General features: G+C 63.3%; 12 protein-coding genes and 1 pseudogene. 6 read left to right on the top strand and 7 right to left on the bottom strand.

The window, feature by feature from the left end:
• Both F3087_RS40585 and F3087_RS40590 read right to left on the bottom strand, forming a co-directional pair.
• Complete coding sequence (locus tag F3087_RS40585; protein WP_150407494.1) at positions 1-951, bottom strand: acyl-CoA desaturase; 951 nt, start codon at positions 949-951, stop codon at positions 1-3.
• A gap of 35 nt (positions 952-986) precedes the next feature.
• Positions 987-2,522 carry a fatty acyl-AMP ligase gene (locus F3087_RS40590; protein WP_191094387.1) on the bottom strand — a complete coding sequence of 512 codons (1,536 nt, stop codon included), beginning with the start codon at positions 2,520-2,522 and terminating at the stop codon, positions 987-989.
• A 244-nt stretch (positions 2,523-2,766) separates the two neighbouring features.
• Here F3087_RS40590 and F3087_RS40595 point away from each other — a divergent pair, with 244 nt between their 5' ends.
• Positions 2,767-3,180 carry a sigma-70 family RNA polymerase sigma factor family protein gene (locus F3087_RS40595; protein ID WP_150407496.1) on the top strand — a complete coding sequence of 138 codons (414 nt, stop codon included), beginning with the start codon at positions 2,767-2,769 and terminating at the stop codon, positions 3,178-3,180.
• Between the two features lie 15 nt (positions 3,181-3,195).
• On the opposite strand, the gene F3087_RS40600 is transcribed toward F3087_RS40595, so the two are convergent.
• From F3087_RS40600 to F3087_RS47560, 5 genes and pseudogenes are all read right to left on the bottom strand, one after another.
• Positions 3,196-5,433 (bottom strand): prolyl oligopeptidase family serine peptidase, encoded by a 2,238-nt coding sequence (locus tag F3087_RS40600; protein WP_150407497.1) that lies wholly within the window; start codon positions 5,431-5,433, stop codon positions 3,196-3,198.
• Positions 5,434-6,296: 863 nt separating this feature from the next.
• Positions 6,297-7,100 carry an alpha/beta fold hydrolase gene (locus tag F3087_RS40605; protein ID WP_150407498.1) on the bottom strand — a complete coding sequence of 268 codons (804 nt, stop codon included), beginning with the start codon at positions 7,098-7,100 and terminating at the stop codon, positions 6,297-6,299.
• A 143-nt stretch (positions 7,101-7,243) separates the two neighbouring features.
• Positions 7,244-7,519, bottom strand: a complete 276-nt coding sequence (locus tag F3087_RS40610; RefSeq protein ID WP_150407499.1) for a hypothetical protein — start codon at positions 7,517-7,519, stop codon at positions 7,244-7,246.
• 262 nt (positions 7,520-7,781) lie between these two features.
• Entirely contained in the window at positions 7,782-8,204 is a 423-nt protein-coding gene (locus tag F3087_RS40615; protein ID WP_191094388.1) for an ester cyclase, read from the bottom strand.
• Positions 8,205-8,319: 115 nt separating this feature from the next.
• A pseudogene (locus F3087_RS47560) lies at positions 8,320-8,409 on the bottom strand (DUF6881 domain-containing protein); the annotation flags it as partial.
• A gap of 114 nt (positions 8,410-8,523) precedes the next feature.
• Between F3087_RS47560 and F3087_RS40620 the strand changes: the two are divergent.
• The 5 genes from F3087_RS40620 to F3087_RS40640 all read left to right on the top strand — a co-directional run bounded on the left by F3087_RS40620 (position 8,524) and on the right by F3087_RS40640 (position 13,525).
• Entirely contained in the window at positions 8,524-9,384 is an 861-nt protein-coding gene (locus F3087_RS40620) for an alpha/beta fold hydrolase (protein ID WP_150407501.1), read from the top strand.
• 135 nt (positions 9,385-9,519) lie between these two features.
• Positions 9,520-10,341 (top strand): MerR family transcriptional regulator, encoded by an 822-nt coding sequence (locus F3087_RS40625; protein ID WP_150407502.1) that lies wholly within the window; start codon positions 9,520-9,522, stop codon positions 10,339-10,341.
• Entirely contained in the window at positions 10,338-11,513 is a 1,176-nt protein-coding gene (locus F3087_RS47565) for a methylated-DNA--[protein]-cysteine S-methyltransferase (protein ID WP_150407503.1), read from the top strand. Before F3087_RS40625 ends, F3087_RS47565 begins: the two co-directional genes overlap by 4 nt.
• A 166-nt stretch (positions 11,514-11,679) precedes the next feature.
• A complete protein-coding gene (locus F3087_RS40635) occupies positions 11,680-12,768 on the top strand; it encodes an LLM class flavin-dependent oxidoreductase (RefSeq protein WP_150407504.1) in 1,089 nt (362 codons plus the stop codon).
• Between the two features lie 436 nt (positions 12,769-13,204).
• Positions 13,205-13,525: a tetratricopeptide repeat protein gene (locus F3087_RS40640; protein WP_150407505.1), complete on the top strand. Its 321-nt coding sequence runs from the start codon at positions 13,205-13,207 to the stop codon at positions 13,523-13,525.
• Positions 13,526-13,528: the final 3 nt, after the last annotated feature.

The raw sequence follows: 13,528 nt of genomic DNA on the forward strand, positions 1-13,528 counted from the left end.
TCATGCACTCCTTGTCTCGGGCAGATTGTTCCCGCTCCGTCGTTTCGAGATCATCTCGGCGCTGGGTTCCCGCAACCCCCACACGAGATGTGCCTTCCCGAGCGCGGCGATCAACCAGCCGTTCAAATCGGGCTCCCACCAGCGAACGGCGTGTCGGAAGGAACGAGGAAACGCGTGATGGTTGTTCTGCAACCCTTCGCCGAAAGTCAGCACGGCAACCCACCAGAGATTCGTGCTGTGGTCGTCGTTGGCGAAGGGGCGGCGCCCGTACGCGTGGCAGATCGACGCGACACACCAGGACGCCTGGTTGGCGGCGAAAATCCGGGCGAATCCGCCGAACACCAACCCGGTGAACGCAGACCAGGCAGTCTGACCGATCGCGAACCCGATGAGCGCCGGCAGCGCGAGTCCGGCCAGAACCCAATACGGGTAGAGGCGGTGATGGGCGACCAGCCGCCGGTCACGCAGGATGTCCGGGGCGAAAACCGACCATTTGGTCGATTCTTCGCTGAGCATCCATGGCATATGGGCGTACCAAAGTCCATGCAATCGCCGCTTCCATCCAGCGCCGTGCAGGTTCGGTGAGTGCGGGTCGCCCTCGTGGTCGGCGAACCGGTGATGGCGGCGGTGGGTGGCTACCCAGAACAGCAACGGACCCTGCGCGGCCATCCCACCGGCCACCATCAGCACGTCCTCCAGCCATCGTGAGGTCTTGAACGACCGATGGGCCGCATACCGGTGCAGTCCGACCGTCGACCCGAACATGTGCACGCAGTACATCCCGGCGAACAGCGCGAGGTCGAGAATGGAGAACTGGCGAGTCACCAACAGGTAGACCGCAAGGACTGTGCCGAGCGTCGGCAAGACCATCGTGGTCAGCGTCGAAAACCGCTTCACCTTCAGGCTGTGTGGGTCGAGTCGAATGACGGCGCGGTCGAGAGTTGTAGTCATCGCTGGTTCTCCTGAGGTTCGTAGGTACAGCTGGTTCACGGCGTGACCTCCAGATAGCGGCGTCTGGCCTCGCCGCGGCGGAGCTTCCCGCTCGTCGTGGTCGGGATCCGTCCGAGCCCGGTGAAGCCGACCTCCCGCGGACGCACCCCGTGGCGCGCGGCGACGGCTGCCACTACCGCCCCGCGCAACCCGGGCACCCGGGCGGCCTCGGCGTCACCACCGAGGAATTCCGCCATGACGACGAGGTCCTCGCCGGCCGCGCCGGGCACCCCGAACGCGACCGATCGATAGATGAGGTCGTGACACCCGTTGACCGTGGCTTCGACGTCCTGCGGGTGCAGGTTCCGGCCGGCCACCACGATCACGCCGCTGATCCGGCCGGTCACGAACAACTCGCCGTCATGCAGGTACCCGAGATCGCCTGTGCGCAGGGCATCGCCGTGCGGACCGGCGCGAAACACCGACGCGGTCCGTCGCCGGTCGCCGAAGTATCCCGCCGCGACGTTGGGCCCGCGCACGCCGATCTCGCCGACCTCGCCCTCCGGACACGACTGACCCGTGGCCGGGTCGGTGATGAGGACCTCGTGACCCGCGGCGGGCACGCCACAGCTCAGAACCCCGTCTTCCACTCGCAGCCGGTCTCCCGGTCGCCTGCCGGTGACGAACAGAGTGGCCTCGGCCAACCCGTAACACGGAATCAGGGCGTCCCGGGACAGCCCCCGACCAGCGAACCGTCTGCTGAAGTTGTCCAACAACCCCGGCAGGATCGGCTCGGATCCGCAGAACAGTTGTCGCAGGCTGGTCAGATCGAGACCTGCTCGCTCGTCGTCGGTGACCATCCGGCAGCACAGGTCGAGCGCGAACGCGGGCGCGACCGTTATGGTCGCGTGAAATGCGCCTATGGCCTCGAGCCAGCGTGCCGGACGTTGCACGAAGTGCTCCGGGCTCATCATCACCAGCGGCCAGCCGCCGTACAGTGCGAACACGATCGTTCCGATCAGCCCCATATCGTGGTACGGCGGCAACCAAGTCAGGCCCGTCCGGCCGGCCTCCACGCCGACGTGACAAGTCAGCGCCTCGCAGTTGCTCATCAGGTTTTCCTGCGTGAGCACAACACCTTTCGGGTCGCCGGTTGAACCCGACGTGTACTGCAACAGGACCGGGTCGGCCGCGTGAAACGGCGGCTCCTCGACGGTGCAATGGGTGGTTACGGGCAGCACCGGCACACTGTCCGGAATCAGCCCGGACAAGGCTTTTCCGTCCGCCGCAACAATTACCGCTGCCGGGGAGCTGTCGCTCAGGACAGTGCTCAGGCGTTCGACGGCACGCCGACCGGCAAGCGGGAAAGTGGGCACGACCGTGACTCCGGCATGGATGAGCCCGAACAACCCGGCCACGTAGTCGAGACCAGGTGGCACGGCCAGTATCACCCGCGTCCCGGTCAAGCCGGCGGCCCGTGCCTGGCCGGAAACACCGAGCGCGCGATACCAGAGCTCACGGTAAGTGAAGGAGTTCTGCTGCTCGGCGGTGCCGTCGACCAAGAAACGGTAGGCGACATTATCCGGTGTCACCGTGGCGCGATATCGGAGTATGTCTATCAAGGTCGGGGTGTCGGAATACACGGCACTGTCATTCCTCTAACCAAGCATCAAGTTGCGCATGACTATCGACCTAATCTAGGCCGGTTTCCGCAGGTTCTCATGGTTGGGAATGCCTGAATCGGCGCTCGGTCGGACGCAGTGCCCATGATGCCGCGGTGAGGATTGTCATGATCGCCGGAATGATCACCTCGCCCCGGCCCTAGCCGGTGGTCAGGTGCGCCCGGCCGAGGCAGTGGACAACATCGACGGATGGCTGACGACTGTGGTTGCCCAGACCTGCCTGGACCTGTTGCGGTCGCGCCGATCACGTCAGGAGGACGCGGTCGGCGTCCGCCTGCTGGATCCGATTGTCTCCGGCGGACATCCGCCGGTTCCCGAGGATGAGATCGGGCTGGCGGATTCGGTGGGCTCGGCGTTGCGGGTGGTCCTCGACCAGCTGGATCGGGACATTCCGCGGTGCCGCCGACACCGCCGCACAGGCACAACTATTCTGGTCAACGGCGCGGCCGGAGCGATCGTATCGGTTCACGGACGAACAACGGCCGTCATGGGATTTGTTGTGATGCACGGAAGAATCGTAGAAATCGACATTCTCGCCGACCCATCGCGCATCCTCGTGGTCCCATGAGTGTGCCCTGTTCCCTCACTCACGCGGAATCCCACTACCGCTGCCGATGGAGGGCGGTTGAAGGCCGGTGTGTGCCGAAAGAAACGCGAGGGCATCGGAGTGCAGTTGGATCCACTGTGTCTTAGTTCGCAAGGCGTGACCTACTCCGTGTTCCACGCGCAGGAGGACGGGCGACTGCGAGGATGTTGCATGCTGGAGTGCTGCGGTGAATTTGCGGGCGTGCATGGAATCGGTGCGTGGATCCTGTGCTGGTGTGCTGACGAGCAGAGCCGGGTAAGGAATGCCTTTTCGGACCTGATGGTAGGGCGAGTAGGAGTAGAGGCACGCGAAATCTTCGGCATCGGCCGCAGTGCCGAACTCCCCGCAAAATTGGGACCCGAGGCCGAAATGTTCGTAACGAATCATATCTGCCAGGGGGCTCTCACAGCTCACTGCCGCATACAGTTCCGGATGTTGGACCGCGGCGACCGCGACCAACAGGCCACCGTTGGACATTCCGCGGATAGCGAGTTGCTGCGGGGTGGTCAGATTCCGATCGATCAACCAACGAGCGGCATCGCGGAAATCGGCGAAGACGCGAGGTTTACTGCGTCCGCGTCCGGCGATATGCCATGCACTGCCCGATTCGCCGCCGCCGCGGATACAAGCGACCGCATATATCCCCCCGGCACGAACCCACGCAAGAGCGATCGGCGAATACGCGGATGACATGGATGCGCCGAATCCGCCGTAGGCGGTCAGCAACGTCGGACGGGGACACCGCTGCTCGATATTGTGGCCGGAGATGAACATATTGATGGTGACACCGTCATCGGCCTGAAAGCTTACGCGTTGCGTGAGTGGAGGCCGCCCAGCGTCGCCTATATCGGCTTGCTGGTCGGCGCGGATCCGTCGAGTCGGAAATTTTTGCGGGTGCGGCGCTCGTGTGGGAGACGAGAATGGCCATGGTGACACGTGTCCGGTGCGGTAGTCGTAGCAATAGACTGACGGCGGCGTCGTGAAGTCGGTGTAGGTGAACCACACCCGACTTCCGTCGCCGGGGTGCGTTGTGAGGCGAGAGATTGTTCCGGTTCCGGGTAGCGGGATCGCTTGCAGCTGGTGGCCATCGTGGCGGTCGTGCACGGTAAGGGTATCTACACCCTGGCGGCATCGCTGTACCAAGAGTGCGGCATCCTCGTGCGGGGAACGACGTATCGCAACACATGCCCGCAGGGTCGAATCGTCGAGCGCGGCATGTACTTCGAGCCACCGCATCGGCTGCGGCTGATCCGGATCGATCCGGCAGACACGACCTTGCGGCGCGTCCCGATTGGTGACCACGAACAGGTCATCACACAATCCGAAGACTACAGACGATTGCCCGTCTTGGTCGGCACCGTCATGGATCAACCGTAGCGTCGGCTCACCTGGTTTGACGGCGCTGGACAGATCGCCAATATAAAGGGCGTTACGCGTAGAATCCGCTCCGGGCATTGCCGACAGCACCAGCCATCGACCACAGGGGCTGACGCGCACTGTAAGGGCGCACCCGGGCCATTCTTTGCCGAATATCTCGCGATCGCTATCCGTCGGCTCACCGACTCGATGGAGTCGTACTCGCTGGCTTCGTCTTCCAGCCGACGCTTCCTGCGGATCGACACCGTCGGCAACATAGTAGAACGCCGTACTGTCAGACGTCCAGGCCAGCGGTGAGAACCGGGTGCGTGCCATCGTCTCATCGATGAGGAGGCATGTGTCGGTCGCCACGACTGACAGTTGCGCCTGCTCGGTCGTCCCCATAGACACCTGGTATGCGACCATAGAGCCGTCCGGTGACGGACGCCAGACGTCCAGCAACGTCTGACCCGTGGGATCCAGGGCAATCGGGTCGACCAAGATCCGTTGCTCGCCATCGGGTTCTATCACTGCTAGTACCGGCAACTGCTGACTCGGAGACCGCATCGTGACGAATTGTCGATCGCCACGCCAAACCGGCGGCGATATCGCCGGTGCTACCTGAGTGCCTGCCGCAGCCAAATCCTCCAACTGGCGGTGAAACCAGTCACGTGAATACCAAGTGTCACGGTTGGCGGTCAGCAGCTCGTCCTGCTTCTGCATCCATTCGATACTGTCTTGGCTTTCCGCGTCTTCGAGCCAGCGATAGGGATCTGAAATCGGAATCCTGTTCAGCATTTCCACCGTATTGCTTCGGCGCGCCCAAGGATAGTTTCTGTCGGACATCAAGACCGTGGTTCTTTCGGGAAAGCGGGTCATACCGCAAGAATGGCCATGGATAAGCTCCAGATTCCCGCTGTGGGCGAGATGCTCCGGCGGGAAGGGTGCCCGCCGGAGCGTTTACTCAGTTAAAATCACCCGCGATCAGTTCCTCGCGCCAAGCATCGAGCCGGATCGCCTCATCGGTGATTGTGCAACATATTCCAGGCAGTGCATTCATGTCATTCTCTCCTTCGATCAGGTCGAACAAACTACGCTATTCGTCGCCATTGATGGCGCCGACTAGAGTTTGCCGAGCATACGCTTAAAGATTGAGACTTCGCCGATCTCGGATTCCCAATATTGGGAACTGTGTGGCGCGCACAGAAGAGTCGACAGGGGTGAGATTCGACCGCGGATGCGTATGCCTGCGAACAGCTTGCGGTACTGAGATGGGCCATCTCGGCGCGACTACCTATGGGGCAGAGGACATGGATCGACGACGCTCGAGAACCAGTCGACGACGAACAACAGCCGTCATGGGATTTGTTGTGATACACGGAAGAATCGCCGAAGTGGACGGCCTTGCCGATCGTCTATCACCGGTGGAATCGGCGTCAGGTGCTCTCACGTGCTCTGACATCTTTACGTCGACTGAGCGCACCGCCACTCCGGCATCGGGGACGTGCCCTGGTCGAGGGTATTACGGGCCTTGCCAGGAACAACGGTGCTAGGCACCTCTGGCTGGAACGCAGAACACCGATATCAGAGCCGTGCGGACATACGAGGCGATGGGCTTCGAACTGTCGGGCCAGACCGAACATTGTACGACGGCGACGTTCACACGAGATCGCGTTGTATATGGCCAAATCGCTGTTGACATCCACTTGTCCGACGTCGGCGTGACTTGTGGTGGCCACAGGTTATGGTCGCTGCCGGCGCGGAAGGCGCTCACGGGTGGCGGCGACGACCACGTCGGGCCGATCCTCGTGCGGGTAGTGCGCTGCGTCGTCGACCTTGACCAATGTGCTGTTCGGTAGTCCGGACAGCCAGCGCCGGCATTCCTTCTGCCTGAATATCGGGTCCTTGGCACCCCACACGATGGTCGCCGGGATTTCGGCAAGTGTGCCGATGCGTGCCCAATACTCGTTTTGCCATGGCCCGGATCGGACGATTTCCGTCGGGAACACCCGTTGCCCCTTGCGTTGCCACCCGGGCGGGGTGATCCCGGCGACGTGCCGGCGAACGGACCATCGGCGGCTGTCCCGTTGGGCGAGCATCATCGGATGCAGGAGTCCGGCGAACAGGTTGGCGCGTCGGATCAACAGGCGGCCGATCGGTCCGCCCATTGCCGCGCTGAACGCTTCGAACAGCAGGTCGCCACGGGCAGACCACAGGTAGGTGTTGCACAGCACCAGCCCGGCGACCCGCTCGGGGTGATCCAACGCCCAGGGCAAGGCGATCGGCCCACCCCAGTCGTTGACGACGAGCAGCACGTCGCGCAGATCGAGATGGGTGGCGAAGTCCGCGAAATTTGCGGCGTGTGACTTGACCGAATAGTCGAACTCGGCGGGTTTGTCCGACAAGCCGAATCCGAGGTGATCGCAGGCGATGACGCGGCACTGTTCGCGCAATCCGGCGATTACGTGTCGATAGGAAAAGCTCCAATCCGGGTTGCCGTGGACACACATCACCGGTTGTCCGGCGCCTTCGTCCACATAGTGCATATCTCCCGCCGACGTGCGGAAAATATGCGAATCGAACGGCTAAGCGTGCGATCGAACCAGGCCGGAATCGTCTGCACAGCCGTTCTCCTGTTCCGCATGAAAGGCAGCGAGACCGCTTTGCGACGATCAAGGCCGCGAGCTGTTCATCGACCGCCCTTGGCCTGGTAGTCGGCGGCGTCGTAGAGCAGCCTCAATGACCGAATCGTGCCGCCGTCGATCTGGAAGAATTCGGCGAACCGGACGGCCCGCTCGGGCATCTCGGCGTCATAGAGTGTCGCCACCCCGTTCTCTGTGCGCAGCTGGTGCAGCAGGTCGAAGCTGCGTGCCGTTTCGATGAACCCGAAGACTCCTTTGATGAACGGCTCGGCACCCACTATGCGACCGGCGATCGGTCCCTCGAAATCGAGATCGGGCGCCATGATGATACGTAGCTGGTTCTCATCGAACGCTGCCGGGCCTGCGGACAGGATTTCCTAGTACGTCTGCACGGGATGACCGATGGCTGCATCGATGTCGATCACAGGCTCTCCTTTGCCGGACTGGCACACAATTGACCGAGGCGGCGGGATGGTCGGCGTCGCGGGCATGCGTACCGTCATTGTGCGGAACCGGCGCGATCGGTGCAGCCACTCGAATCGCCACAGGTGGGAACGGCGCCCGGCTCGGGAACTATGCGGTCCGTCAAACGGAGTCTGGCAGCAGACCCAGCTGAGTCAGGAAGGTCGCGTTGTCCCAATAGCCCCGATGTTCGACGACTTTGCCCGAGCGGGCAGTGAAGATGTCGACGGCGTCGAAGGTGACCCGACGACCGGATGCGGGGACCTCGCCTGTGGCCGTAGCCAGCGGGCCGGTTTGAGTGCCGGAGAACGAGACCTCGGCAATAGCCGTGTCGCCGTCTTGCCAGACGGTGCGCCGGTCGATCGTCAGGTCGGGGAAGGCGGTGATGAAGCTGTCGATGAGGTTGCGGAGGGCATCGATGCCGTCGAGCGGACCAGTAGGGAACACGGCCGCGACATCGTCGGCGAACGGGCTGGCGGCCAAGTCGAGGTCACCCGACTCCAAGCCGTTGTAGTGGGTGTGGACGAGATCGAGTAACTCGTTCAAGTTAGTGGCCTTTCGACGGGTTGCATTCCTGGCTTCGACATGGAAGCCACCTCGGCTGTGTACCGAAGCCATACCGCCCGTGGAATCTATGGCCCGGCGCGTGGGACCGGTCCCGTCACGTCGGATAGACCTCGACCTTCCGAAGCTCATAGCCGTTTTCGCCGACCTCGTTGAAAATCTCGATGGGCTCGTCGTCGAACTCGTGATGCCACCGGGCATGGGGTTGACACTCCTGTGGGGGGAGGGTTGAGCGTGGTCACGATGAGAACCGGGTTCTTGTTGATCGCCGAATTCCTTGGAGTGAGAAGAGAGATCACGGATGAATCTGCATGAGTTCAATGCCCATCGTCACACTGTCGCGACAGCGAGCGGATCAGCCAGCTACGTGGATATAGGACCCCGCGACGGGCGGACGATCCTGTTCGTACACGGCCTGGGTACCAACGCATACCTGTGGCGGAATGTCATAGCCGGTTTGGCAGCCGAATATCGTTGCGTTGCACTGGACTTGCCGCTACACGGCGACACTCCGGCCGGCGCCGATCGAGATTTCTCGTTGGTCGGACTGACCCAGTTCGTCGAAGACTTCCGCACCGCACTCGACCTGACGAACATCGATCTGGTCGGCAATGACACCGGCGGAGCGATCTGCCAGGTATTCGCCGCCACCCACCCGGAACGAGTGATGACACTGACCCTGACCGACTGCGATACTCATGAAAATCTGCCGCCCGAGGGGTTCAAACCGGTCGTCGAGGCAGCCGGGAAAGGAGACCTTGCGCCAACCGCTCCTGACTTGGTGGCGGTGCCGGAACAAGCGCGCAAGCAACTGTTCGCCGGTACCTATCAGAGCGATGACCTGCCGGATGATGAGACTGTTCAGATCTACCTCCGGCCGGTCATGGGGACGGTCGAGCTCGCCCGTGAGTTCGAGCGGTTGCTGGTCGCGCTCGACGCCGAGGATCTGATGGCGATCGAGCCGCAACTGCGAACATTGACCGCACCCACGTTGATCGTCTGGGGCACGGATGACCCTCTGTTCGACCTGAAGTGGGCCTACTGGCTGCGAGGCACCATCCCTGGTGCGACGAAGGTGGTAGAGGTATCCGGCGGTCGGCTGTTCTTCCCGGAAGAGCGGCCCGAAGAACTGATCGAACCGCTTCGGGACTTCCTCGGCTGACCTCGGATTCGCGGCGACGGCTATTCCGGTGAGAGCAGACGTGCCGCTCTCACCGGGTTCGCGCACTGTCTTCCGACACGCTGAATCGACGCAAGACTTGACCCTCCCCCCGCAGGAGAGTTCAGAGTGATCTTCATGTCAGCATTGGTGACCATCGGGGACTTCTCCCGGATGACCTACCTGAGTGTGAAAGCGCTGCGCCATTACCACGAAGTCGGACTATTGGTCCCGGCCGATGTAGACGCGGCGACCGGATACCGGCTCTATCGGTCCGAACAGGTACCGGTCGCGCAGGTCATTCGCCGGCTGCGCGATCTGGGCATGCCGCTACAGGACGTGCGTGCGGTGCTGGGCGCCGAGGACGTCACCGCGCGCAACGCGGTGATCCTGCGGCATCTGCGTCGGATGGAACGGCAGTTGGAGCAAACCCAATCCGCGGTCGCTTCCTTGCGCGCGTTATTGGAGCCGGACCAGATTCCGATCGAGGTGGAGTACCGGCTGTCCCCACCGATTCGGGTTCTTGCGGTTCGGGACCGGATCGGGATGAACGAGTTCGACGATTGGTCGGCCGCCGCATTCAACGAGCTGCACGCGGTGTTGGACAACGTCGGCATCGAGCGTGCCGGCCCCGACGGGGCGCTGTACTTCGCGGAGTTCTTTGCCGAGGATGCCGGTGATGTGGTCGTCTTCGCCCCGGTTCGGGATACGCCACGGGTGACCGGGCGCGTCGTCGTACTCGAGCTGCCCGCCACCGAGCTGGCCGTCACTGTGCACCGGGGTCCATTCGGTGATCTGGACCGCACCTACGGCGCGCTGGGCACCTTCGTGTCCGAGCGAGCAATCGGGGTCGACGGGCCGATCCGGGAAAACTACCTGGTCACCGCGGACGACATCGCCGATGAAAGTCGGCATCGAACCGAGGTGTGCTGGCCGGTCTTCCACACGGTATCGACATGACCACTCCGATCCGCGGCACCGCAGGCTTCGCCTTGTTCGATACCGCGGTCGGTCGATGTGGCATCGGCTGGACCACGCACGGCATCGCGTCGGTCCAGCTGCCGGAGGCCACCGAGATCCGGACGCGTGCCCGTCTGCGTCGACGACTGCCCGATGCGGCCGAGGTGACTCCGCCTCCGGTCGCGCAGCACGCGATCGATCGGATCATCGCGTTGCTCGCCGGTGTCGAAGACGATCTCGGCGACCTGCCGCTGGACATGTCCGGGGTACCTGAGTTCCATCGCCGGGTCTACGCGGCGGCACGGAAGGTGCGGCCTGGCACCACCGTCACCTACGGCACCCTGGCCCAGCAACTCGGCGCTCCGGACGCGGCGCGGGCGGTAGGACAAGCTATGGGCCGCAATCCGTTCGCGATCGTCGTACCGTGTCATCGGGTGGTGGCCGCCGGCGGCGGGCTCGGCGGGTTTTCCGCGACCGGTGGAGTGACGACGAAACTGAAGATGCTCGCCGCGGAAGGCACGGCGCCGCCGCAGAAGCCAGTCCGTTCCCGGCTGCCGTTCGACCCGGCCGACGCCGTGGCCAGATTACGCAGGGCTGACCGAAAGCTGGCCGCGTGCATCGACACAATCGGCTCGTGCCTGCTGGCGACCGAGCCGACCAGCACGCTGTTCGGCGGACTTGCTCGAGCGATCGTGTACCAGCAGCTCAGCACCGCCGCGGCAGCCACCATTCATCGCCGTGCGCTGGCGTTGCCGGGCGGTAGCGGACCGGATCTGGTACCCGCTCAGATCCTCGGTGCCACCGATAACGAATTGCGTGACGCCGGGTTGTCTCGCCCCAAACAGCTGGCGCTGCGCGATCTCGCCGATCGGGTCGACCGCGGCGCGCTGCCTACCTTGGCAGCAACCCGCCGAATGAACGACGCGGCGATCATCGAGCAGCTCACCCAGGTCCGTGGCATCGGCGTCTGGTCTGCGCAGATGTTCCTCATCTTCCGGTTGGGCCGCCCCGACGTGTTGCCTGGCGATGACCTCGGCGTGCGGAAGGGGTTCGCCGTGGTGTACGGCTGCGATCTGCCGACGGCTGAGCAGGTTCTCAGCCATGGGGAGCGATGGCGGCCCTACCGGACAGTCGCGAGCTGGTATCTATGGCAGTCGGCGGGCGGCCGGTGAGCGGCTCCTGCCTCGAGATCGAACGGAGACGCTACATCACGCCGCTTGCCGGCGCTGCTCTCGGTGCGGTCGCGCTCGAGTTGCGCCGAAGATGAATCGAACCATCGAACTCGGCACATGAACAACCAACTCCCGACCCCGCATCACATCCGGAAAGGAATTGGACATGAAGTTCGGATTGATGATGCCGTCGTTCCATCCCGCCAAAGCGTCGAAGTCGATGCTTGCCGCGGCCGAATCCATCGGCGTCGACTCGGTGTGGGCAGCGGACCATATGCTGGGCCCGTTTCCCCCGGCGGTCTGGGATCGGATACCACTGTCGGAATTCGTCGCCGACCCGGATGCGCTCTTCGATCCGTTCGCTTTGTGCGCGTGGGCCGCCGCGACGACCGATCTGCCCTTGGGAACGTGCGTGACCGACAGCATCCGCAGGGCAGCGCCGGATGTCGCCCGCACCGCTCTGACCCTTCAGCACCTGTGCAGGGGCGGTTTCAATCTCGGGATCGGTAGCGGGGAGCGCGAGAATCTCACCCCGTTCGGATACTCGTTCGACAAGCCGGTGACCACTACGGAGCATTTCCTGCGAACACTTCGCCACATCATCGACAGCGGCACGATGCCAGAGGGGCCGGGGCGGTTCGGATATCCGACAGCGATCGCGAACGGAAGACCGAAGATCTGGCTGGCCGGCCATCGTCGCCGAATGCTGCGTCTCACCGGCGAGTACGCCGACGGCTGGCTGCCTTTCGAAGTCGCCGATCCGGCCGAATATCACACGATGGGAACGAAGGTCGTCGAACACGCCGAGCGGGCCGGCCGCCCGGCACCGGAACGAGGGCTGCTCGTGTTCGCGGTCCTAGGCCGTAGCCGGGAACGGCTACGAGAGCTGTTCGACGCGCACCCCATGGCGAAACTGCTCGCCCTGTGGGCGGTTCCGCCAGCCGTCTGGCGCAAGCACGGACTGGAATACCCGGGTGGTTCCGACATCCGCACCTACATCGACGTGATCCCGCACGAGATAGCTCTCGATGACCTGGAAAGTCTCCTCGCCCGTACACCTTTCGAATTGCTCGAAGAAGGCCTCTACCTCGGCAACGCCGAGGAAGTCGCCCCGCGGCTCGCTCAGTTCGCCGCCGCCGGATGTGAACATCTGATCGTGATGAATTTCGCCGGCATCGTCGGCGGTCTCCAGGAAGCCATCGGGAGTACTCCCGAACTCGCGGCCCTCCGTAGAGCTGCCCTCGACTGGAAGTAGCATCGGCATTCACGTCGGCTTCGGCATCGAGGTGATGCCGTCTGACTCAACGAACGTTTCGTGAAACTACTAAGCGAATCTTTCGCGATGTGGTGCGCGCCAGGTGTGCCCACGATTGGGAAGTTGCCCACATCCGAGTGGATAAAATAGCCGATAGCCTCGGTTCATTTCGCCTGATGTCTCGACTCGGTCGGAAACGGAGAACACCAGTGAAGTATGCACGCAGATCGGTCGATCTGCATTCGCTGCGCATTCGGCGCCTCGAAGGAAAATAGTGCGTCGGTATCCGCTGTCCGGACTTCGAGGAACCCGGATGGCTATATATTGCGTGCTGATATTACTTGTAGTCCTTTGCTTTGCGGGCCCGGTCGATTGGCGGGGGTACGCCCTGGCCGGATCGATCGGAATCCTCGCTTGGTGGTCCGCGGATCGTGTCGTGCGCGCGGCCGCCGACTATCGCGGGAGGCGGCGGAGGAATACCGATGTCGCAGAACACCGATGGGAGGTCGGCCGAAGCCTCGACACCTTCGGTGCCGACGACCCTCGCACGCTCGATGCCCAGCTACGACTGGCCGACGCGTGCATGGCGACGGGCCGGTCGGCGGAGGCGCTCTATTGGTACGCCGCGACCCACGCCAGTTGTCTGCGCGCCTTCGATCCCGATCATCCGACGTCGATCGAAGCGGAGAAACGGCTAGGCGACGCTCGGCGCCGCGTGACTTCGGGCGGCCCTTCGACCTCACTGAATGGGGCGTAACCA

The sequence above is a fragment of the Nocardia colli genome (genome assembly GCF_008704205.1).
Lineage (GTDB): Bacteria > Actinomycetota > Actinomycetes > Mycobacteriales > Mycobacteriaceae > Nocardia > Nocardia colli.